Source organism: Campylobacter showae (genome assembly GCF_963515975.1).
GTDB lineage: Bacteria > Campylobacterota > Campylobacteria > Campylobacterales > Campylobacteraceae > Campylobacter_A > Campylobacter_A showae_F.
The window spans coordinates 1-22,816 of the sequence record NZ_CAUPZM010000008.1 but is presented as its reverse complement, the minus strand read 5'-3'; the positions used below and the strand labels follow the sequence as shown (position 1 = coordinate 22,816).

At 45.1% G+C, this 22,816-nt stretch carries 20 protein-coding genes; 16 read left to right on the top strand and 4 right to left on the bottom strand.

From position 1 onward, the window contains the following. Window positions 1-21: 21 nt before the first annotated feature. The 14 genes from RWM02_RS04150 to RWM02_RS04085 all read left to right on the top strand — a co-directional run bounded on the left by RWM02_RS04150 (window position 22) and on the right by RWM02_RS04085 (window position 14,882). Entirely contained in the window at window positions 22-1,083 is a 1,062-nt protein-coding gene (locus tag RWM02_RS04150) for a flagellar basal body P-ring protein FlgI (RefSeq protein ID WP_314069364.1), read from the top strand. Then, the gene (locus RWM02_RS04145; protein WP_009495995.1) at window positions 1,083-1,394 is read left to right on the top strand and encodes a rod-binding protein; all 312 of its coding nucleotides are present in this window, start codon (window positions 1,083-1,085) and stop codon (window positions 1,392-1,394) included. Before RWM02_RS04150 ends, RWM02_RS04145 begins: the two co-directional genes overlap by 1 nt. Before the next feature lie 53 nt (window positions 1,395-1,447). After that, complete coding sequence (locus tag RWM02_RS04140) at window positions 1,448-1,651, top strand: flagellar biosynthesis anti-sigma factor FlgM (protein ID WP_122873807.1); 204 nt, start codon at window positions 1,448-1,450, stop codon at window positions 1,649-1,651. A gap of 35 nt (window positions 1,652-1,686) precedes the next feature. Beyond that, window positions 1,687-2,118 carry a flagellar export chaperone FlgN gene (flgN, locus tag RWM02_RS04135; protein WP_314069362.1) on the top strand — a complete coding sequence of 144 codons (432 nt, stop codon included), beginning with the start codon at window positions 1,687-1,689 and terminating at the stop codon, window positions 2,116-2,118. Window positions 2,119-2,121: 3 nt separating this feature from the next. Continuing rightward, window positions 2,122-3,975, top strand: coding sequence for a flagellar hook-associated protein FlgK (gene flgK, locus RWM02_RS04130; protein ID WP_314069360.1), 1,854 nt, complete (start codon window positions 2,122-2,124; stop codon window positions 3,973-3,975). A 54-nt stretch (window positions 3,976-4,029) separates the two neighbouring features. Further along, a complete protein-coding gene (locus RWM02_RS04125; protein ID WP_314069358.1) occupies window positions 4,030-4,791 on the top strand; it encodes a TIGR02757 family protein in 762 nt (253 codons plus the stop codon). Between the two features lie 134 nt (window positions 4,792-4,925). After that, window positions 4,926-5,474, top strand: a complete 549-nt coding sequence (locus tag RWM02_RS04120) for a superoxide dismutase family protein (RefSeq protein WP_314069356.1) — start codon at window positions 4,926-4,928, stop codon at window positions 5,472-5,474. A 437-nt stretch (window positions 5,475-5,911) separates the two neighbouring features. Further along, complete coding sequence (locus RWM02_RS04115; protein WP_314069354.1) at window positions 5,912-6,679, top strand: TSUP family transporter; 768 nt, start codon at window positions 5,912-5,914, stop codon at window positions 6,677-6,679. 147 nt (window positions 6,680-6,826) lie between these two features. After that, window positions 6,827-7,534: a F0F1 ATP synthase subunit A gene (locus RWM02_RS04110; protein WP_314069352.1), complete on the top strand. Its 708-nt coding sequence runs from the start codon at window positions 6,827-6,829 to the stop codon at window positions 7,532-7,534. A gap of 126 nt (window positions 7,535-7,660) precedes the next feature. After that, on the top strand, window positions 7,661-9,082 hold the full coding sequence (gene gatB / locus RWM02_RS04105) for an Asp-tRNA(Asn)/Glu-tRNA(Gln) amidotransferase subunit GatB (RefSeq protein WP_314069350.1): 1,422 nt from the start codon (window positions 7,661-7,663) through the stop codon (window positions 9,080-9,082). 219 nt (window positions 9,083-9,301) lie between these two features. After that, window positions 9,302-10,192, top strand: coding sequence for an NAD(P)H-dependent glycerol-3-phosphate dehydrogenase (locus RWM02_RS04100; RefSeq protein ID WP_314069348.1), 891 nt, complete (start codon window positions 9,302-9,304; stop codon window positions 10,190-10,192). Window positions 10,193-10,645: 453 nt separating this feature from the next. Continuing rightward, window positions 10,646-11,731, top strand: a complete 1,086-nt coding sequence (locus tag RWM02_RS04095; RefSeq protein WP_314069346.1) for a glycoside hydrolase family 3 N-terminal domain-containing protein — start codon at window positions 10,646-10,648, stop codon at window positions 11,729-11,731. Window positions 11,732-12,122: 391 nt separating this feature from the next. After that, entirely contained in the window at window positions 12,123-13,442 is a 1,320-nt protein-coding gene (locus tag RWM02_RS04090; RefSeq protein ID WP_314069344.1) for an amidohydrolase, read from the top strand. Between the two features lie 723 nt (window positions 13,443-14,165). Then, a complete protein-coding gene (locus RWM02_RS04085; RefSeq protein ID WP_314069341.1) occupies window positions 14,166-14,882 on the top strand; it encodes a hypothetical protein in 717 nt (238 codons plus the stop codon). Between the two features lie 91 nt (window positions 14,883-14,973). On the opposite strand, the gene RWM02_RS04080 is transcribed toward RWM02_RS04085, so the two are convergent. From RWM02_RS04080 to RWM02_RS04070, 3 genes are all read right to left on the bottom strand, one after another. Next, complete coding sequence (locus RWM02_RS04080) at window positions 14,974-16,254, bottom strand: dihydroorotase (protein WP_314069339.1); 1,281 nt, start codon at window positions 16,252-16,254, stop codon at window positions 14,974-14,976. After that, window positions 16,251-17,183: an aspartate carbamoyltransferase catalytic subunit gene (locus RWM02_RS04075; protein WP_314069336.1), complete on the bottom strand. Its 933-nt coding sequence runs from the start codon at window positions 17,181-17,183 to the stop codon at window positions 16,251-16,253. The genes RWM02_RS04080 and RWM02_RS04075 overlap by 4 nt, the downstream gene beginning before the upstream one ends. A gap of 67 nt (window positions 17,184-17,250) precedes the next feature. After that, window positions 17,251-17,709 (bottom strand): hypothetical protein, encoded by a 459-nt coding sequence (locus RWM02_RS04070; RefSeq protein ID WP_314069334.1) that lies wholly within the window; start codon window positions 17,707-17,709, stop codon window positions 17,251-17,253. A 268-nt stretch (window positions 17,710-17,977) separates the two neighbouring features. On the opposite strand from RWM02_RS04070, the gene RWM02_RS04065 reads away from it, so the two are divergent. Then, window positions 17,978-20,989, top strand: coding sequence for a TonB-dependent hemoglobin/transferrin/lactoferrin family receptor (locus RWM02_RS04065; protein ID WP_122862849.1), 3,012 nt, complete (start codon window positions 17,978-17,980; stop codon window positions 20,987-20,989). A 125-nt stretch (window positions 20,990-21,114) separates the two neighbouring features. Here the strand turns inward: RWM02_RS04065 and rarD are convergent, their stop codons facing one another. Beyond that, on the bottom strand, window positions 21,115-22,002 hold the full coding sequence (gene rarD / locus RWM02_RS04060) for an EamA family transporter RarD (protein WP_314069331.1): 888 nt from the start codon (window positions 22,000-22,002) through the stop codon (window positions 21,115-21,117). Window positions 22,003-22,166: 164 nt separating this feature from the next. Between rarD and RWM02_RS04055 the strand changes: the two genes are divergently transcribed. After that, the coding region (locus RWM02_RS04055) for a 3-deoxy-7-phosphoheptulonate synthase (RefSeq protein WP_314069329.1) at window positions 22,167-22,816 on the top strand (650 nt) is incomplete at its 3' end.

Here is a 22,816-nt window from a genome sequence, read left to right as displayed (position 1 = left end):
ATACAAAATTTAAGGACGAAAATGAAACTAGCGGCATGCTTGCTAACTCTTGCCATATCGGCTTTTGCGGCGCAGATAAAGGACATCGCAAACGTCGTTGGCGTGAGGGAAAATCAGCTGATCGGATACGGTCTGGTCGTCGGTCTAAACGGCTCTGGCGACGGCAGTAGTTCGGAGTTTACGATCCAGTCTCTTTCAAATATGCTTCAAAGCGTAAACGTAAAAATCAAGCCCGACGATATCAAATCTAAAAACACCGCCGCGGTAATGGTTATCGCAAAGCTGCCGCCGTTTGCTAGACAGGGCGATAAGCTCGATGTCGTGATATCATCTATCGGCGACGCAAAGAGCCTTCAGGGCGGAACGCTTTTGATGACTCCGCTTAAGGGCGTGGACGGCGACATTTACGCTCTAGCGCAAGGCTCGCTAACCATAGGCGGCAAGACGGCATCTCGCGGCGGAGGAAGTAAAGGTGGCAATCACGTAACAGCAGGCACGATCCCAAGCGGAGCTATCGTGGAGCGCGAAATAGCGTACGATATCTATAATCAAGAAGCGATATTTTTAAGCCTTAAAGAGTCAAATTTCGACACAGCTTCAAATATCCAAAGAGCCGTAAATTTAAACGTAGGCGTCGATAGCGCGGTAGCCGTCGACTCGCGAACGATCAGAATTGCTAAGCCAAACGGCGCAAATATGGTTGATTTTGTAGCTAGGGTGTTAAATTTGGACGTGGATTATAAAGCACTAGATAAGATCGTAATCGACGAGCGCACCGGCACGATAGTAAGCGGTATAAATATCACCGTTGATCCCGTCGTCATCACCCACGGCGACATCACGATAAAGATAGAACCAGACTCATACGACGAAGCAGTGGCGGAGCAACGAACTATCGACTTGCAAGACGGCGCAGCGGTAGATCCCGTAGCTAACATGCTAAAAATCAGCGGCGAAAAAACCACGGTAGCTAGCGTCGCAAGGGCGCTAAGCAAGATGGGTGCGACGCCTAGCGACATCATAGCGATAATGGAAAATTTAAAGCGCGTCGGCGCTATACACGTAGACTTAGAGATAATATAATGCTAAACGTAGATACTTCGGCAGCTTTAAGCTCGTATAATAAATTTGCCACGAGCTCTATCGAAAATAGGCGTGCAGATAAGCCTCAGAGCGAGCAAGATGCGCTTTTAAAAGAGCAAACCGACGCTTTTGAGGCTTTTTTGGTTAAAAGCGTGCTAGATATCGCGCTAAAGGACGAAAACCCGTTATTCGGCAAGGATGCCGGAGACGAGATCTATCACTCGATGTATAACGATACGATGAGTAAGGCTCTGAGCGGAAATTTAGGCTTTAGCGAACTTTTATTCAATTATTTGAAAGAAAGGGCTTAAGAAATTTCAAAATTTGCCGATTTAGTTTCTAACAAATCTAAAAAGGCTTGAAAATGATAGGAACTTTAGGAGCTAAACTGGGCATGAGCCCTCAGCAAATCACTCGCTCAAACGACGTAAAAAAGAGCGAAAACATGGAAAAAACACAAGGCAAAGAAGAAAGCAAGGTTGCAAAGATAGCCGAGCAGATCGCAAACGGAACATATAAACTAGATATGTCCAAGACTGCAAAAGCCGTTGCAGATACGCTTTTATAAGATTTTTTGTCCTTGCGTAAAAAGAAAGGACAAAAATGCTTAAAAGATATTTGGATGAGGCGATGGGTGTGCTAGACGAGCTCATCGCTCAAACTGCGGAAGATATAAAAAAAATAAAACTAGCCGACCATAGCAAGGTCGATGATAGCGTTAGACGCAAAAACGAGCTGGTTAAAAAATTCGAATCCGTAAAATCGCTGCTAGATAAAGAGCTTTTAAGAGTCTCAAAGGAAAACGGCGGGGCAAATTTAAGCTCTATCCTTGACGATGAGGTAAAGTCATCTCTCGCGCTTATGCGCTCAAAGCTTGAAGAGCTCTATTCAAAAAATAAAGAATACGCAAAATACGTCGTCGGAGTGAAAGAATTTTTTGATAGCTTGCTAAAAAATATGTTTAAAGGCGAGCAAGACGGCGGCTACGACAAAAACGGTCTAAGACCGGAGAGTTTATTTAAAACGAGGGTTTAAAAAATGGCTAATATATTTTCGTCTTTGCACATCGGCGTGAGCGGCCTAGATGCCGCGCAAACGCAGATCACTACGACCGGACACAACATCACAAACGCCGACAGTGAGCACTATACTAGACAGCGCGTCGTGCAGTCTGCTAGAGAGCCTTTTCACGATATCCCTGGCGATATCGGCAGAGGTACGCAGGTCGATACGGTCGTGCGCGTGCATGACGAATTTACATTCGCTAGGCTTCGCACTTCAAATATAAATTTAGAATCGACCGAATACAAAAAGAAAATTTTGGAGGAGATTTCGCAGCGCTTTCCAGATCTGCAAAGCGTCGGCATAGGTAGAGATCTGCAAAATTATTTCAACGCATGGAACAACCTCGCCTCAAACCCGACCGAGGGCTCGCAAAAGATAAATTTGCTAAATAACGCTAGCACGCTCTCGACCAGTATCAACAAAGCTAGCGACATGCTAACTAAGATACAAAAAGACGTAGACTCGCAGATAGAAGTTACCGTAAATGAAATAAATAAATATGCCAAGCAAATCGCGCAGATAAACAAAGAGATCGTGCGCGTCGAGTCCGTGGGTAACACTAGAGCAAATGATCTGCGCGACAAACGCGATCAGCTCGAGCTTGCTATGTCAAAGCTTGCGGGCATAAGCGTGTTTAAGGGCGAACTGCAAGGCACTAACGTCGATCCTACAGTAACCGACATAGGCACTAAGCATCAGATAAATATCTCGGGGTTTAATATCGTAGACGGCGTGACCTATCACCCGCTAAAGATAGATAAAATGAACGGCAAGAGCGAATTTAAGGGCGTTTATTTTGAAAGAGAGGACGGCAAAAAGGTCGATCTAAACGGACGTATCCAGGGCGGTAAACTGGGCTCGGCATTGGATCTGCGCGGACGCAGGATGGATGATAGCGGAGAGTTTCAGGACGGAACGATACAAAAATACATCGACAACTTAAATACCTTCGCCAAGGGTATCATAAACGAGACGAACAATATCTACGCAAGATCGGCCGTAGAAAACGCCGTAACCGACGAGATAAAAGACCTAAGCGACTCTAGAACGCTCATGAATTTTAATAACGACATCAAGCACGGTAGCTTTGACGTCGTGGTTTATAACAACCAAGGCCAAGAGGTCGCTCGCAAAACGATAAACATAAACGCCTCGACTTCGATAAACGACAATACTCGCGGCAACTCTATCGTGCGTGACTTTAACTCCGATACCGATGATAACGGCGATAACAACTCGCTAAACGACGTGGACGATTATTTCCAAGCAAGCTATCAGTACGACGCGACGACGGGCAGGGGAACGTTTGGCGTCATACCGAAAAGAAACGCCGGCGAATACAGCGTCGCTTTCATCGATAAAGGCACGAATTTCCCAGGCATCATCGGGCTAAATAGAGTATTTGAGGGCGACAAAGCTAAAAACATGAGTGTAAAAAGCGAGCTGATGGAAAATCCGCACAAGCTAAAAGCCTACTCAAATCCGACTCCGGGCAACAACGAAGTCGCAAACGATATGGTGCAGCTGCAATACAATAAAATCGTGTTTTACTCCAACAAGCATGCGGATAAACAGGAGAGCATCGAGGGCTACTACCGCTACATCACGTCCGATCTAGCTAGCGAGACGCAGGCAAATAACGACCTAAACGACGCAAATACCGCCATCCATAAGGTTGCGATGTCCGAGCATCAGTCCGTTAGCGGCGTGAATTTAAACGAGGAGCTAACAAATCTCATACGATTTCAAAGCAGCTACGGCGCGGCGGCTAAAATCATCACGACCGTAGAAAAGATGCTCGATACCTTGCTGACGCTAAAACAGTAAATTTAAATTTCTTTTAGCCTTTTTGGTTTAAAATCTCGGCCAAAAAGGCTAAAAATGGACTTAAAAACCCTCCTGGATCAAAACGTAATCTCTAAAAATACCCATGCGGACTTGTTTGCCGCCGCCGATCCGCTACAAGTCGCTAGCAAATTTAAAACGCCCGAGATCTCGCTCATCTGCGCGCTTTTTGCTTACGGCAACGCAAAACTAATCGTAAATTTTCTAAATTCGCTCGACTTTTCGCTGCTAGATAAAAGCGAGGAGGAGATCATTTCAAATTTGACGCGGCACAAATACCGCTTTCAAAGTTGCGAGGACGTACGGCAGATTTTTATCACCGTTTCGCGCCTAAAACAGCAGGGCGATATCGAAAGCGCTGTGAGATCAGGCTTTGAGAAAAGCAGCTCGATGATAGACGGTATAAACGAACTCATCAAATTTATCTACTCGCTAAACCCTTACCGCTCGGACGGGTATGAGTTTTTCTTCGGCAAGCCGTACGAAAAAGCTCCGCAAAGCCCGTATAAACGCTACAATATGTTCCTGCGCTGGATGGTGCGAGATAGCGACATCGACCTTGGACTCTTTAAAAGCCTGCCAAAAAGCAAGCTCCTCATGCCCCTTGACGTGCATACGCACCGAGTTTCTTTAAATTTGGGCTTAATCTCTCGCAAAAGCTATGATTTTAGGGCCGTGCGCGAACTAACGGACAAGCTTTGCAAATTTGACCCCGCCGATCCGATCAAGTACGACTTCGCGCTCTACCGCATCGGTCAAAGCGGCGAACTAGCGCAAATTTTAAGCGAGATAAAGTAAATTTGACGGGCTTTCTCTCGCAAAACGGAGACAAATTTAAGCCCTCGCGGCGCATTAAATTTAAGAAAATTTAAAGCTTAAATTAATCAAATTTAGGCTATAGTTACCTTGCAATTACATTTTAAGGAGAAAAAATGAAAAAAATCGTTTTAGCTAGCGCGGCTCTAGGCTGCCTACTCGCTACTAGCGCTCTTGCGCACGAGGAAAAAGCCTTTGATCCAAAGGCAGGTAAGCACCTAGTCGTCACTATGGAGCAATTAAGCGAAAAGGGCAACACGGTCGTTGGCGAGGTGGTAGCGGTCGAGACTAACTACGGCGTGGCGCTATTCCCGAATCTTAAAGGCCTTGAGGGCGGCGCGCACGGATTTCACGTGCATCAAAACGCTGACTGCGGCGCAAATGAAAAAGGTCTAGGCATGAAAGCGGGCGGCCACTGGGATCCAAGCGACACCAAAAAACACTCGTTTGCATGGGACGACAACGGCCACAAGGGCGATTTGCCTGCGCTTTTCGTCGATGCCGAGGGTAACGCGGTTTATCCGGTGCTAGCTCCGAAAATCAAGAGCTTAGATGAGCTAAAAGGCCACTCGCTAATGATCCACGTCGGCGGCGATAATCACAGCGACCATCCAAAGCCTCTTGGCGGCGGCGGCGCTAGAATGGTTTGCGGCGTTATAAAATAATCCCGCATTCGCCGATTTGCCGCGCTTGGCGGTCGGCGAACTTCTTTTTCTTACTCGGTCAAATTTAACGCGGCTTTAAATTTGGAGTCTCGTATATTTTAAAACCCGCATCTCAAAAAAGCAAAATCTCAATCAATTTTCTAAAATATCCAAATTTTATCCGCGCGGTTTTGCAAACTAAATTTTAAAAACTATATCAAATTTGCCGCCGTTAAACAGAACTCAAATTTGCAAAATTTGTCTAAAACTTCATAAAATCTCCGAGCGCGCCCGCAAAATTTACAAAATGCGCCACAACCTAAACCGCTAAATTTAACCCGGCTCGGCAAAATTTACTCGCCGATTTATTAAATTTTAACCGCAGTAAAACAAAAAGCTGAATTTTATAAATTTTTTAAATTTTTCATAGTATGATTTTGCTTTTTAAAGGGGCGAAAATGGACTTCGATTTCGGCGTTACGGCGTATTTGATATTTTTCGCGGCGGCCTTTGCGGCGGGTTTTGTAGATGCGATCGCGGGCGGCGGCGGGCTGATCGCGCTGCCGACGATCATGGCGATGGGCGTGCCGCCTCACGTGGCGCTAGCTACGAACAAGCTTCAAGGTACTTTCGGTAGCTTCACCGCGGCGCTAAATTTCGCCCGAAAAGGGATGATAAATTTTCGCGAAGTGTTTATCGGCATCGTCTTTACCTTTATCGGCGCGTGCGTAGGCACGGTGCTTATACTGTTTTTGAGCGCCGAGTTTTTGCGCGTTATTATCCCGTTTTGCTTGATAGCGATTTTCATCTATACGCTTTTGATGCCAAAGGTCGGCGACGAGGATAGAGCCGCTCGCATGAACGCGCGAGCCTTTTACGTGATATTCGGGCTTATTTTGGGCTTTTACGACGGATTTTTCGGGCCGGGGGCTGGCAGTTTTTGGACGTTTGCGATGGTTGCGCTCATCGGGCTAAATATGAAAAAAGCCGTCGCACATACGAAAATCCTAAATTTTACCAGCAATATCGTCTCTCTTGCCGTTTTTATCGCGGGCGGACAGATACTTTGGGCGGTTGGGCTTTTGATGGGCGCGGGACAGGTTTTGGGCGCGTATTTCGGTTCAAATATGGTCATGAAAAAGGATGTTAAATTTGTTAGAGTCGTGTTTTTAGCCGTCGTGGGCGCGACGATATTAAAGCTCGTTTACGATAGATTTTTCGCGTGAGCGGGAGTTTTAAAAAACGGCGACGAAATTTGAGCCAAATTTTACAAAAAAGCTAAAATTCGGGCGAAATTTGAGATAAGCTTAAAAAACTTTTAACGTTTATTTGGATAAAATTGCCGTTAAATTTCATAAATCTAAGGTTAATCCATGCAAGAAAATTTGTTTTTGTTTACAGGTTGGATCGCTTCTTTGTTTACCGACAACGAGCACGTTATCCACGCGGTAAATTACGCGGGACATCTCGTTTTGGTCGCGATTATCGTGCTTATCGTGGCAAAATTTGCAACTAAAAATTTGCAACTCGTGCCTCGCGGAACGCAAAATATCCTCGAAGCGTATCTAGAGGGCGTCGTGTCAATGGGTAAGGACGTGCTAGGCAGCGAAGCGCTATCTAGAAAGTATCTGCCACTAGTCGCCACTATCGGTTTGATCGTATTCGTAGGTAACATAATAGGCATAATACCTGGATTTGAAGCTCCGACTTCGAGCTTAAATTTGACCCTTACTTTAGCGCTCGTAGTTTTCGTGTTTTATCACTACGAAGGCATCAGAGTAAACGGCGTAGTTAAGTATTTTGCTCACTTCATGGGACCAAACAAATGGCTAGCTCCGATAATGTTTATCGTTGAGATCGTTTCGCATTTATCTCGCGTCGTATCGCTTTCTTTCCGACTTTTCGGTAACATTAAGGGCGATGACTTGTTCCTTTTGGTCGTGCTTGCTCTTGCGTCTTACGCTGCACTTCCGGCGTTTGTTTTGCTTACGTTTATGGCGTGCTTGCAAACATTTATCTTTATGATTCTTACTTACGTGTATCTTGCCGGCGCGATCTTGATCAGTCACGACGAGCACTAAAATTTAAATTTACGCGTCCGCCAGCCAAAATACGCTAAAAATCGGCGGGCGCAACCCCTTCTTTTTATCTAACTTAAATAAAAATCCTGCTAAAATAACCCCTAAATTTTAAATAAAAGGCAAATTATGTTTGAAGTCGTTATCGGGCTTGAGGTTCACACTCAGCTTAATACAAAAACTAAAATTTTCTGCTCTTGCTCTACGAGCTTCGGCGATGAGGCAAATACGCACGTTTGTCCGACTTGCCTGGCGTTACCCGGAGCTTTGCCGGTGCTAAACAAAGAAGCCGTGAGAAAGGCGATAAGCTTCGGCGCGGCGGTAAATGCGACTATAAATAAGCGCTCGGTTTTTAACCGTAAAAACTACTTTTATCCCGACCTTCCAAAAGCTTATCAAATTTCGCAGTTTGAGATACCGATAGTAGAAAAAGGCGAGCTTTTTATCGACGTAAACGGCGAGAAAAAGCGTATCGGCATCACTCGCGCGCACCTTGAAGAGGACGCGGGTAAAAACATCCACGAGAGCGGACAGAGCCTAGTCGATCTAAACCGCGCGGGCACGCCGCTACTTGAGATCGTGAGCGAGCCTGATCTGCGCAGCTCCGACGAGGCGGTCGCGTATCTAAAAAAACTGCACTCGATTTTGCGATTTTTAAACATCAGCGACGCTAATATGCAAGAAGGAAGCTTTCGCTGCGACGCTAACGTCAGTATCCGCCCAAAAGGTGACAGCAAACTTTATACGCGCGTCGAGATTAAAAATTTAAACTCGTTTAGATTTATCCAAAAAGCGATCGACTACGAGGTCGAGCGTCAAAGTGCGGCGTGGGAAGACGGCAAATACGATGAGGAAGTTTATCAAGAAACGCGCCTTTTTGATACCGTAAATTTGGTCACGCGCTCGATGCGAGGCAAGGAAGACAGCGCCGAGTATAGATATTTCCCCGATCCCGACCTGCTACCAGTCGAGATCCCCGAGGAGATGTATAACGAAGCAATCAAGATCCCCGAGCTTGCCGAGCAAAAGGTCGCTAGATACGAGCGCGAGCTGGGCGTCAAAGAGGATGACGCGCTGATTTTAACGAGCAGCGTGGAGACGGCGAAGTATTTCGAGGAGCTCGTAGAGGCTAAAATATCGCCGAAACTTGCTGTAACATGGCTCATCGTCGAGCTTTTGGGTCGCCTAAAAAACGGCGCTACGATCGAGACGTCACCCGTAAATTCGGCTAAGATGATAGAGCTCTTACGCCGCATCGAAGACGGCACGATAAGCGCGAAAGCAGCAAAAGATGTACTTGACTATCTTATTGAAAACGACGAGAGCGTAGACGCCGTCATCGAAAAATTGGGATTAAAGCAGGTCAGCGACGACTCGGCCATCATAGCGATAATAGATCAAATTTTAAGCGCGAACGCCGACAAGGTCGCCGAGTATAAAAGCGGCAAGGACAAGCTTTTCGGATTTTTCGTCGGACAAACGATGAAAGAGGGCAAAGGCGCGTTTAACCCTGCAAAAGTAAATGAGCTTTTAAAAGAAAAACTAGGATAAATTTGACTTGCGCCGTCTTTTTAAGCGCTATTTGGCGACGCGGGTTTTTGGGTCAAATTTGGCTCAAAAAGTAAAATTATAGCTCTAATTTTTTGTTTTTAGAGAGACGGGTGGCGCGGTCAAATTTAAGCTGTTTAATTTTCGAAAAAGTAAGGTTTAAGCTTGCAGACGGGCCAGTCAAATTTAGCTAAAAAAACGTAAATCACAAAAAGAGTAAAAATGAAAATAGCCATCATCGGAGCGGGGAAGTGGGGTAGCGCGCTTTTTCATGCGCTTTCGCAAAAAAACGACTGCGTTATCAGCTCGCGCAGACAGCTTGAAGGCGCGCATTTTGTCGGCCTAGAGGAGGCGCTAAAGCGCGATCTGCTCGTCGTTGCCATACCTTCTCAGTCTGTTAGTGGCTGGCTAAAAGAGCATTTTAAAAACTTCGGACAGAAAATTTTAGTCGCCTCAAAGGGCATCGAAACCTCGAGCCTTCGTTTTTTAGACGAGATTTACGAACAGCACGTAGATGCTGCAAATTTGGCCTTTTTATCGGGTCCGAGCTTTGCCAAAGAGATACAAAACGACCTTCCGTGCGCGCTCGTGATAAATTCCAAAAACGAAGCCTTGGCGCGTGAGATTTCGGAGCTTTTCCCGCAAAATATCAAAGCCTACGCTAGCAGCGACGTTATCGGGGCGGAGATCGCGGGCGCCTATAAAAACGTCATCGCTATCGCGGGCGGTATCTGCGACGGACTCGGGCTTGGCAACAGCGCTCGTGCCAGCCTCATCTCGCGCGGGCTTGTCGAGATGGCGAGATTTGGCGAGTATTTTGGCGCACAGCATCAGACGTTTTTGGGGCTTAGCGGAGCGGGCGATCTCTTTCTCACGGCTTCTTCTGTACTATCGCGCAACTACCGCGTTGGCTTGGGACTTGCCAAAAACGAGAGCCTTAACAAAATCCTAAACGATCTAGGCGAGGTCGCAGAGGGCGTGGACACCTCCTACGCGATAGAAAAGATTGCCGCCGGCAAGGGCATCTATACGCCGATAGTAAACGAGGTCGCGGCGATGTTACGCGGTAAAGACGTGCAAGAAAGCCTGAGAGATCTACTAAGTAAAAAATAAAATTTGGCTAAAACGCAGCACTTTATGGCGGAGGTAAATTTGGTTTGTAGGACCGCTATTTGCCTGTTTTGGGCTTAAATTTAAATTTTAAAAACTCCAATCCTGAACGAATTTTATTCGCAAATTTTAAAAAAGTTAAATTTGATGCGACTGTTTGCATGCTTTATTTATGTTGTTTTTAGCTAGTAAAGCAAAAATCAAAACAACAAATCCATACCGCCCAAACATAAGTATCAATCGAGTAATAACATCGCCAAAGCCTCCAAGATCAAATTTGCGTTATTTTTTATTGGTGTTTGCTTGTCTTTAAATTTTATCCCGCTTGCAACCTTGCAACAAATTTATAGATTTCAAATTTTGTCGCTTTGCCGCACCTGCCTGTCCAAACAGCGCCAAGAGTCCTTAAATTTATCCAAAATAGTGTAAAATCCGCAAAAACAAAAAAGGAAAAATATGAAAAAATTTATCGCCGCGCTTTTTTCGGCGCTATTTTTAGCGGGTTTGCCGACTGCGCTAAACGCTGCCGATACACAAGCGCAAGAAAAACCGACGCTTCGCAAAATGATAGCTCAAATGATAATGGTTAGCTTCAACGGCTCTGATCCAAAAACCGCCAAAGAAGCCGTCTCGGAGGCCAAATATCAGCGTTTTGGCGGCGTGATGCTGCTCGGTAAAAATATCTCGGACAAAAAGAACCTCAAGGCGCTAACAAGCGCGTTTAAAGAGGCGCAAAAAGGCATTTTTATCGCTATCGATGAGGAGGGCGGGCAGATCACGAGATTTAAGGATAAGAGCGGATTTGAAACCTTTATCTCGGCGCAAAAAGTGGCAAAAACGCTCGATTTAGCCGCTGCGGGCGAGCTTTACACTAAGATGGCGCAGCAGCTAAAAGACGTCGGCGTAAACGTAAATTTCGCTCCCGTGGCCGACGTGCTAAATCCAAAATCCACCATCATCGGCTCGCGCGGCAGAGCGTTCAGCGCCGATATAGACGAGGTTTCGCTGTATGCGAGCGAGTTTATGAAGGCCTCGCAAGCTCGCGGCGTGATAGCGGCGATGAAGCACTTCCCGGGACACGGTAACGTCGAGGCTGACAGCCACACCGCCAAGGTCGTGATCGAAAAATTCGACTACACCGAGCTTAAGCCGTATTTTGACGCGGTTCGCAAAAACGAAGCCAAGATGATAATGGTCGGCCACATCTACCTCATGCAGCGCGACTCCGAGCTGCCGGCCTCGCTTTCGCCGGCGATCATCGATGGCTTGCTGCGCGGCGAGCTCAAATTTGACGGCGTAGTCATCAGCGACGACATGCTTATGGGCGGACTAAAGGACTTTACGTTGCAAGAAAAGGTGATAAACTTTATCAACGCAGGCGGCGACGTGATGCTCTTTAGCGACTACAAGATAGACGGGCGCAGGACCGCGGAGCTCGTCACGCAGCTAGTCGTGGACGCGGTGGGCGCCAAGCAGATACCAAAAGAGCGTATCGAGGAATCCTACGAGCGGATAATGAAGCTAAAGAGTAGCATAAAATAGGCTAACCGTAGGGCAAATTTGGGCTTTTGCGCGGAGTTTGTTTAGTGGCTAGTCGGTGTGCGCGGCGGCTGAAGTCAAATTTGCCTCTTTTTTCTTGTTTTGTAAATTTGGGTTCAAATTTGACGACATTTTAAATTTGAACTCAAATTTATCGCCCAAATTTTACTGGCTAGCTCGCCAAACCCGCACCGCTTTGATGCAAATCGCCGCTTAAAAACCGACTGAAATACCCCCGCGGACAAAAATCAAATTTACGCCAAACAAGTCGGCTTGCAAAAATCAGCATTAAATTTATCATTATTCGGCTCAAATTTAAGCTTTTAAAACTAATCTTGATGTATAATATATATTTAAGGAAGATAATAAAAATTCTAAATTTAAGGAGCGAAAAATGGACGAGGTAGCAGCAAAAGTCGAAGCACTAAAAGACGAAATGGTGAAAAATAGGCGGTTTTTTCACTCGCATCCCGAGACCGGTTTTTTCACGTTTTTTACGACGGCAAAGATCGCTAGTGAGCTAAAAAAGCTCGGCTACAGCCTAAAAATGGGACGCGAGATAATGAAACCCGAAGCTAGAGCAGGTCTTGGTAGCGAGAAAGACAAAGAAAAATATCTAGAACGCGCAAAAAGCCTGCTAAGCGCCGACGAGCGCGAGTTTTTGCCCGTGATGGAGGATGGGCTAACGGGCGTGGTGGCCGAGCTTGATACGGGTAGGCCCGGCAAGACGCTTGCGTTTAGATTCGACATTGACGGCGTGGACGTGACCGAGAGCAAGGATGAGGCGCACAGACCGTTTAAAGAGGGGTTTAGAGCCGATATAGACGGCATCACGCACGCCTGCGGGCACGACGGGCACATCACGATCGGCCTAGCGATGGCTAAACTCATCGCGCAAAATTTGGACGACTTTAAAGGCAAATTTAGATTTATATTTCAAACCGCCGAGGAGGGCACGAGGGGCGCCGTGCCGATGGAGCAAGCAGGCGTGCTAGATGGCGTGGACTACCTGCTGGGCGGTCATATCGGCTTTCAGGCAAAGACTAGCGGCGGCATCATCTGCGGTACGAACAAGCTTCTTGCGACGTCGAAATTCGACGTAAATTTCACGGGTAGATCGGCTCACGCGGCGGGTGCTCCGCAAGAAGGCGCAAACGCTCTGTTAGCCGCAGCCCAGGCGGCTCTAGCCATGCACGGTATCACGCGACATTCCGACGGCGTCACGCGCATAAACGTGGGCGTTTTGCGAGCAGGCGAGGGGCGAAACGTCATCGCGCCAAACGGCTACATCGCCTGCGAAACGCGCGGCGAAACGACCGAGCTAAACGATTTTATGTTTCAAAAATGCATGGACATCGTCGCAGGCGTCGCGCAGATGTACGGCGTGCAGTACGACGTGAAGCTAACCGGCGGCACGAGCGGGGGCGATAGCAGCGAGGAGATCACCGATATCTACGAGCGCGCCGCGCGCCAGTCGCCTTTTATCAAGGACGAGCTCATCGTGCGTGATCTAAATTTCGGCGCTTGCGAGGACTTCGCGCATTTTATGCACGCCGTGCAAAAAGCAGGCGGCAAGAGCGGCTATCTGATGATCGGCACCAAGCTCGCCGCAGGGCATCACAACGGCGCGTTTGACTTTGACGAGAGCGCGCTGCTATCGGGTACGGACGTGTTTTTACGCTCGGCGTGCGCGATAAACGGCAAGGACGCGTGAGGCTAAATTTGAACCGAATTTGACGAATTTGCGTCGCTTGCGCTCGGCTTGGTTGAGGGTCTTTTTGAGCCTATGCGGTTTGTTTGGACAAGACGGCGCAAATTTGCTTATTTAGATTTTTGTGCCGTCGGTCGGTAAAATTTGCGCCGTTTGCGCGCTTGTAAGCGTTTGTTTGGTTATGCCAACTTGGAGAGGTATGGGTTGATAAAATTGTGCTCGCTTGGGTGGCGGATTTGGGACTAAAATTCGATATAAATTCAGCTTAGGTTTGATTTTGAGGCTGAATTAGATCGCCCGAGAGATAAGATTTAGCCGATTTTGAAATTTAATTAAAGCCATGTGGCTATCAGGTTTGGTGATTTACGAGATGCTGCGATTCGTATTTTGTCACAAATTTCAATTCTTTTAATTTTTCTAAATTTAATAGTTTTACATAAATCGGCTTTTTGATAAAGTTTTTGAAGTCTATTTGTATATATTTGTCAAAAACAACAATATCTTGGTGTAAAAATTTGTATAATACTTTTTTGGTAAATTAAAATATTAATGTAAAGGTATAAAAAGTATAAAATAACAATTGCTGATTTTTTATTTAATATTCCTCTGTACAGCAAAATAAAGATATGTGATTTTTTCTTAGATGATAGCTCTAAATACTTATTGTATAAAGATGCGGAGTCAAAAAATAATTCATATAACAACATAAGTCTGTTTGAAAATTTTATGATTGAATATTTTAATACAGAAGAAACTTTCGATGGATATAATCCGTATATCAAGCAAGATACTACATATGAAATTTTAGGATTATCTCACTTTGATAGTAAAGGAAGCTACTATAGTGGGATACGGTATCCATTCAACACAATAATGATTCGGGTGAAATGCAAAAGAACTAGCCGAATTTTTTATTTTACTATTTGTGCTGATTTGGAAAATAATTCAATAGTAAAAACAGGTCAGTATCCATCAATAGCGGATTTTCATATATCAAAAATAAAACAATATAATAGTATATTGCAAAAAAACCAGCAAAAAGAATTTACAAAAGCTATAGGTCTTGCAGCTAATGGTGTCGGCGTTGGCTCTTTTGTTTACCTAAGAAGAGTATTTGAATGTCTTATTTTTGATTGTTTTAATAAAAATAAAACGAATTTGGAAATAACCGAGGAAGAGTTTAAAAAACTAAGAATGAATGAAAAAATAGAAAAATTATCAAGATATCTCCCTGATTTTTTAGTAGCAAATAAAAATATATATTCTATATTAAGTAAAGGAATTCACGAATTAGACGAAGAAGAATGTTTGAAATATTTTGATATATTAAAGGGTAGCATAGAAATAATTCTTGATGCCATACTAGAAGAGCATAATAAAGCACAAAAAGAAAAAAATATAAAAGAAAAGCTAGCATTAATACAAGGTGTAGTTAAGAAATAAAAAGAGTTAATTCGACGTATGCATGAGAGACTTTGCGGCAGCCTTAACCGCCGCAAAGTCAAATTTCAAATTTACGCTAAATTTGATCGGATCACGCCACGACGTTTGGAAACTCAAACACCGTTTTTCCGCTTTTTATCGTGATTACCACCGCGCCTTTTAGCATCTTGCCTAGCAGCGGGGAGTTTTGGGATTTTGATTTATTTAGGTTTTTGTCGTAGAGATACTCAAAACCCGGATCTATTATCGCGATGTCGGCGAGGTAGCCCTCCGCGATCACGCCTTTGTCTTTTAGTTTTAAAATTTTAGCCGCGTTATAAGACGTCAGAGCCACCATCTGCTCGATACTTATCACGCCGTCGTTTACCAAATCTAGCGTCATAGGCACGAGGGTTTGCAGGCCGAGTATTCCAAACGGCGCCTTGTCGAATTCTAAAAATTTCTCGTCGTTATGGTGCGGGGCGTGGTCGGTGACGATGACGTCGATTAGGCCGCTTTTTAGCCCCTCTCTGATCGCGTCCACGTCTGATCTGGTGCGAAGCGGCGGCGACATTTTAAAGTTCGTATCATATCCTAGCAACTCGTCCTCGGTGTAGGTAAAATGGTGCGGAGTCGCCTCGCAGGTCACGTTTATGCCGGCCGCGCGAGCCTGCGCGATGAGCTTTAGCGACCACTCGGAGCTAACGTGCGCGATGTGGATGTGACCGCCCGTGAGCTTGGCTAGCAGTAGATCGCGCGAGACCATGATTTCTTCTTGCTCGCGCGGCATGCCTTTGATGCCTAGTATTGCCGAGACGCGGCCCTCGTTCATGTGACCGCCGCGACATAGTGAGCAGTCCTGGGAGTGGTTGATGACGAAGCTACCGAAGTGCTTTGAGTATTCAAGTGCATATCTCATCACGTCACTGCTAGCTACGGGCAGACCGTCGTCGCTAAACGCCACTGCGCCGGCCTGCGTCATATCGCCCATCTCCACGCACTTTTTGCCGTCCATCTTGCTAGTTATCGCGCCGATAGGCAGTAGGTCGATGAGGCCGCGAGCTTTTGCCTTAGCTACCATATCGCGCGTGACGACGGCGTTGTCGTTTACGGGATTTGTATTTGCCATCGGGCAGCAGGTTGTTACGCCGCCCGCGACAGCAGTCTCGGAGCCTGTGTTTATATCGTCTTTATACTCAAGGCCGGGATCCCTAAAATGCACGTGCATGTCGATTAGGCCAGGCATTACTAGCTTGCCGCTAGCGTCTATTACTTTATCAGCCGCAGGTTCGTCAGCCGTGATGAGAGCGATCTTGTCGCCGTCTATCAGGATGTTTGCTTTTTGCGAGCTGTTATGATTTACGATCGTGCCGTTTTTTATGAGAGTTTTCATTTTGCGCCTTTGTTTTTGATGAGAGTATCTAGGATCGCCATCCTGACGGCGACGCCGTTTTCGACCTGATTTAGCACATGCGAGTAGCGTGGATCGTCGGCCACGTCGGAGTTTATCTCGACGCCGCGGTTTATCGGACCCGGGTGTAGGATCATGACGCCATCTTTGGCGTACTGCATTTTGCTAGCGGTTAGGCCGAAAAATTTGGAGTATTCGCGCACGGACGGAAATACGATCTCGTCATCCTGGCGCTCGAGCTGGATACGCAGCATGATGATGACGTCAGAGTCCTCGACGGCCTCGCGCATATCGGAGCAAATTTGACAGCCAAAAGCCTCCATGCCCGTTAAAAACATCGGCGGACCAAAGAGCTTGACCTTGGCTCCGAGCGTTTTTAGGACGTAGATATTTGAGCGCGCTACACGGCTGTGGAAGATATCGCCGATGATGGCGACCGTGAGATTTTCTAGGCTGCCGCGATTTTCTAGTATGGTGAAAAGATCAAGCAGTGCTTGGCTAGGGTGTTCGTTTAGGCCGTCGCCCGCGTTTACGACGTGAGCGCCCGTATTCTCGGCGATAAATTTAGCCGCACCAGAGCTGTAGTGGCGCACGACTACGACGTCCGTTTTCATCGCGACGATGTTGTGGACGGTATCGATGAGCGTTTCGCCCTTTTTGGTGCTGGAGTTTGAGGCGGTGAAATTTATCGCGTCGGCTCCGAGGCGCTTAGCCGCGATCTCAAAGCTCGTCCGCGTCCTAGTCGAGTTTTCGAAAAAGGCGTTTACGGTCGTTTTGCCGTAGAGCGACTTGGCTTTTTTGGTCTCGGAGTTGTTTAGCGCCTTAAACTCCTTGGCTAAATTTAGGAAATGGTAAATTTCGTCTTTGGTTAAATTTGCAGCGGTTACGAGGTCTTTTTTGGTATAGCTCATCCGTTTTTTTCCTTAGAAAGATAGAGTTAAATCAAAAAAGCGATATTACCCAGTTTTTACTTAAGGTTTAATTTTGCAGCTTGCTAAACTCCGCGCCCAGACGCTGTCTGATCTCGTCGCCCGCGCGCTCGCCGTCTTTGAAATTTTCCGTGACGAGATCGTCTAGGCGGCTAAGCACCTCAAAGAGCTCGCTCTCCCATTTGTCGGGGTTTCTAGCGGTGTTCATCGTCTCGATAAATGTTAGCTTCTTGCTCATCTCGCTTAGGCTTTCTAAAAATTTTTCTTTTAGATCCTCGTTTTTTAGGGCGTCGTCGTAGAGCGCTTTCATCTTTAGCTCTCTTAGCTCGCCGTTAATAATCTCGCAAAAATCCTTGTACTTTTGCACCGAAATTTGACGCACGGCCTCAGGGGAGTTGTTTGCTAAAGTACCGTTCTCGTCGATCTTTCTCGTTATTTTTTGTATCTGCGTATAGAGCACGAGCGCAGCTATGACGCAGATGACGGCGTAAAATGCGATAGATGACATTGTTTTTTCCTTTTTTGATTTAAATTTGCGGTTATACTGAAATTTTGCTTTTTTTACTATAAAACCATAGTATTTAAATGCATTATCATGTTTTAAAATAAAATACAAATATTTTATTCGTATTTAAGTTATCTATTATTAAAATACGACCTTGATTTAATAATTATTTTCATAATTAGCTAATTTTGATAATTTTTTGAGAGGAAAATGAAAGATGCATAAAGCCAGTATCGTTCCTGCGTTGGTTTGCGCCTTGTCTATAGGAGGCATGTGTGAACTAGGAGCCGCAGAAACCAAAGACTCGGAAGTAAATTTAAATGCCGTTGAGGTTACGGCTAGTCCCGAGGATGATCCGACTACTAAAAAAGTTGGCGAAACAAAAAAGAGCGCACAAACTCTAAGTAAACAGCAAGTTTCTGATAGTAGAGATTTGGTTAAATACGAAACGGGCGTAAGCGTTGTGGAAGCCGGCAGAATGGGTGCCAGCGGATACTCGATCCGCGGAGTGGACGAAAACCGCGTTGCTATTACGGTAGATGGACTACATCAGGCCGAAACGCTAAGCTCGCAAGGTTTTAAAGAGATATTCGAAGGTTATGGAAATTTTAACAATACTCGTAATGGCGTCGAAATAGAAAACATGAAAGAAGCGACGATTACCAAGGGTGCAGATTCAATTAAGACTGGTTCGGGCGCACTCGGCGGCTCGGTTATGTTTGAGACTAAAGACGCTAGAGATTATTTAACAAAGAAGGATTGGTTTTACGGCTTTAAAGTAGAGCACTCTAGCAGAAACGACGAAAGACTGCACGCCCACACTCTAGCGGCTCGAGCAAAGTGGTTTGATTTTTTAGTGATCAAGACTGATAGAAACGGTCATGAGACTAAAAACTATGGGTATTCGACATATGACGATAGCGTAAGGGGCAGGGAAAGAGAGAGGACTGATCCGTATAACATAAAAAAGGAAGGAACTCTAGTAAAAATAGGCTTTCAGCCACATGAAGAGCATAGATTTACCTTTATGAACGACGATTATGAAAATAGATCGCAAGGGCATGATTACTCATACACGCTTTATCCGCGATCGATTACAAATCCGGGTTTTTTTGAAACCAAGCTTGGAGAGAGATATACGGACGATCTAAGCAAGAGAACAAATAGGGGAATAGCGTATGAAAATTTTACCGAAACGCCGTTTTGGGATAGCGTTAAAATTTCATACTCAAATCAAAAAATAAAACAAAGAGCTAGGACGGAAGAGTATTGTAGAGGTGATAACTGCGCGGAAACAAGCAACTCAATCGGGCTACAACCCAAGGGCTCAAAAATAGTCGATAAGAACGGAAAGGATTTTAATACTGGTAGAGAACTGCTGCCCGGAGACGGCACTTCTTTCCCCACGCTTACCGATTCGGACGGCAAGAAGCATAGAGATTTTTCTTATAAAAATATCAACGAATACGGCTTTGACTGCTCGATTTTCGACTGCTCCGGCAAGACGAAACTTTATAAACCGAAACCTTGGGGGACCGGCCCCGATGAAACTATCGATCTTGACCTGTCCAAAAAACAATATACCACTCCCAACGGCAGGCATAGGTTTGATATTACAGAAGAAACTCATAACGGAAAAACATATAAAAGGGTAACGCAAAAAACTTATAATACTTGGACACAAAAATGGGAAAAATCTATCCAAAACGACCAATATAAAACTGTTCTGCCTAATTCAAAAGGCTATAAGGAGAGAGACTGGAAAGAGAGGGATTTAGACACCAATACAAAACAGTTTGATTTAGATTTTAGTAAAGATTTTGAATTTTTAAGTTTGGAAAATAGCCTTACATACGGGTTAAAATATATAAAAACCGATAAATCTATGGTAAATAGAGCCGGCTATGATGCGGCAGACCCGAAGTGGTGGGCAAATACATCTCCGGGTGCAGATTGCCAGGATGCTGATAAGTGGGATGCGTTAAGATGTCCTAGAACCGATCCGGAAACATCGTTTCTAATACCTGTTGAAAGCAAAAGCGGAGTCTTTCATATAGCGGACGATGTCATAGTAAATGACTTTTTTGATTTTAATCTAGCATATAGGTATGATAAAATAAAATACGAACCAGAGTATATCCCGGGCAAAACTCCTAAAATCCCTGACGACATGGTTAAGGGATTATTTATACCGTTAGCGGTAAATCCTCTTAGGGAGCCAAGCTGGCGCGATTATGCCAACTGGTCGGATTACTTAGAGGCAAGAAGGAGATATGATGCCAAGCAAGCCGAGGTGGATGCTCTAAATGCAACGAATGCCGAGCGAAATATCGCCTATCTGGCACAACCGAAAGAGTATAAAAATAACTCCTATGCCGTGGGCTTAAATTTTAATCCATTTGAGTTTATGAGAATTCAAACGAAATATTCAAAAGCTTTTAGAGCGCCGACTACAGATGAGCTATATCTTGCGTTTAAGCATCCGGATTTTACGATAAAACCAAATGTGGACTTAAAGCCTGAAATAGCCAAAACCAAAGAGGTGGCCGTTACTTTTCATAGCGAAAGCCAAAGTTTTATTACTATTAGTAAATTTAAGACGGATTACCAAGACTTCTTGGATTTGGAATACCAAGGCACCAAAAGGGTAAATACGAACGCAAATAGCGCACTTGACTTTGATATGTATCAAAACGTAAACAGACAAAGAGCCAAGGTACATGGCATAGAGATAAACTCCAAATTTAATCTCAGCGATATCGCGGATAGTCTAGGTGGATTTTATATAGGATATAAATTTACGAAACAAAAAGGTAAAATTTTAACCGATGCCGACGGGTTAGTGCCTATGAATGCGATACAACCTAAAACCTCAGTTTACAACATAGGCTATGCAAGCAAAAATGATAAATTTGGAGCCGATTTGTACTTAACGAGTGCCTCGGCCAAAAAACCAGAGGAAACATACAATATGTTTTGGAAAAACGAAAGACAAAGCGGAGATCCTATAAACGGACGCCAGGTGACCGATTATAGGGCGCATTGGTTAAGCTCGAATTATAAAGTGATAGATCTGATAGCGTATGCTAAACCCGTTAAGAATCTAACCTTTAGACTAGGTTTATACAATATAACCGATGAAAAATACATCACGTGGGAGTCTGCTCGCTCTGTAAGGTCATTTGGTACCACAAATATGGTTCGCAAATCAGACAGCTTAGGCATTAACCGCTTTTATGCTCCCGGAAGAAATTTCAAGCTAACGTTTGAAATGACTTTCTAGTCAATAACGGGTCGATATAAAACTATCGACCCATATCTCCTTCAACTTCTTTTTGCAACAAGTAGACATCTAAAATTTGGTTCATTATTTAGAACTGCGCGTATATTTTTGATTTAAATTTGCGGTTATGAAATTTTGCTTTTTTTACTATAAATCGCGCTAAAGCTAACCACCGCAAGCGCGCTCCAGATAAGCAAAAACGATAGAGCCTTGAGAGCGCTAATTTGCTCGCCGTAGTAAAAAACGGCAAGCAAAAGCTGCATCGAAGGCGAGATATACTGCAAATAGCCGATCGTGCTCAAATTTAGCCTAGTAGCCGCCGAGTTAAAAAGCAAAAGCGGCACTACGGTCGCAGGCCCGCAAAGAGCTATCAAAAGCCCAAACCACGAAAAGCTAAAGTGATTTTGCCCGCTAGCCGCGACGAAAAATAGCGCGACGAGCGCGATAGGAGCTATGAGCGCGGTCTCGACGAAAAGCCCCTCTAAAGAGGGCACGCTAAGGCGCTTTCTGATAAGCGAATAAAATCCAAACGTGATAGGCAAAATAATAGAGATGATAGGTAGGCCGCCCGCGTCGTAAATTTGCACTCCGATAGCGACAAAGACGATGCCGACGGCAAATTTGCCCGCGCGCGATAGCTTTTCTTTTAAAATCAGCACGCCAAGGAGCATGTTTACGAGCGGATTTATGAAGTATCCAAGGCTAGTTTCCACGATCTTGCCGATATTTACGGCATAGACGTAGATCCACCAGTTGGCAGCGATTAGAAGTCCAGTGACAAATAGCCAAAACGTAGTTTTTTTGTTGCTTAAAATTTTCTCCGCAGCGCCTAGTTTGCGGCCAAATTTGAGTAGTAAAAACAAAAGCAGCACTGACCAAAGGATGCGGTGAGCGACGATCTCGGTAGCCGAAAGCGCGCTGAGTTGTTTAAAATAAATAGGAAAAACGCCCCAGATCATAAAGACCGACAGGCCGTAGATGAAGCCGATTTTGGTTTGATTTTTGTCTTGCATTTTTCCGCTTTTTTTGGCGAAATTATATTTATTTGTCGTTAATCAAAGCTTATGTGGCTCAAAAAGGCGCAGCGAGGGCAAATTTGGGGCTAAAATTTGAAATTTTATCTGTAATAAAAGTTCTTTTAGCTAAAATCGGGGTTATTTTTAAAAAAGGTTTAAAGATGTGGAGTAGAGATTCGTGGAGAAAATTTAATATCTTGCAGCAGCCAAGCTATCCCGACGAGGTCTTGCTAAAAAAGGCCGAGGATAAGCTAAAGACGATGCCGCCGCTAGTTTTTGCCGGCGAGGCTAGAAATCTAAAGCAAGACCTTGCAAAAGTTTGTAGCGGCGAGGCCTTTTTGCTACAAGGGGGCGACTGCGCGGAGAGTTTTTCAAATTTTAATGCCGTAAATATCCGCGATATGTTTAAGGTAATGCTACAAATGGCGATCGTTTTAACGTTTGCCGGACGCTGCCCCGTCGTAAAAGTAGGGCGCGTGGCGGGTCAGTTTGCCAAGCCTAGAAGCTCGGACTACGAGGAGCAAGGCGGCGTAAAGCTACCCAGCTACCGCGGCGACATCATAAACGGCTTTGAATTTAACCCAGATGCTCGCGTACCCGATCCAAACCGTATGATCGAGGCGTATTATCAAAGCGCATCCACGATGAACCTTCTTCGCGCCTTTTCTCGCGGCGGTCTAGCCGATCTGCACGAGGTAAATCGCTGGAACCTAGGCTTTATCAAAAAGCCCGAGCTTGACGCTAAATACGGCGAGCTAGCCAGGCAGCTGAGCCAAACTCTAGCGTTTATGGGGGCTTGCGGTATAAACGC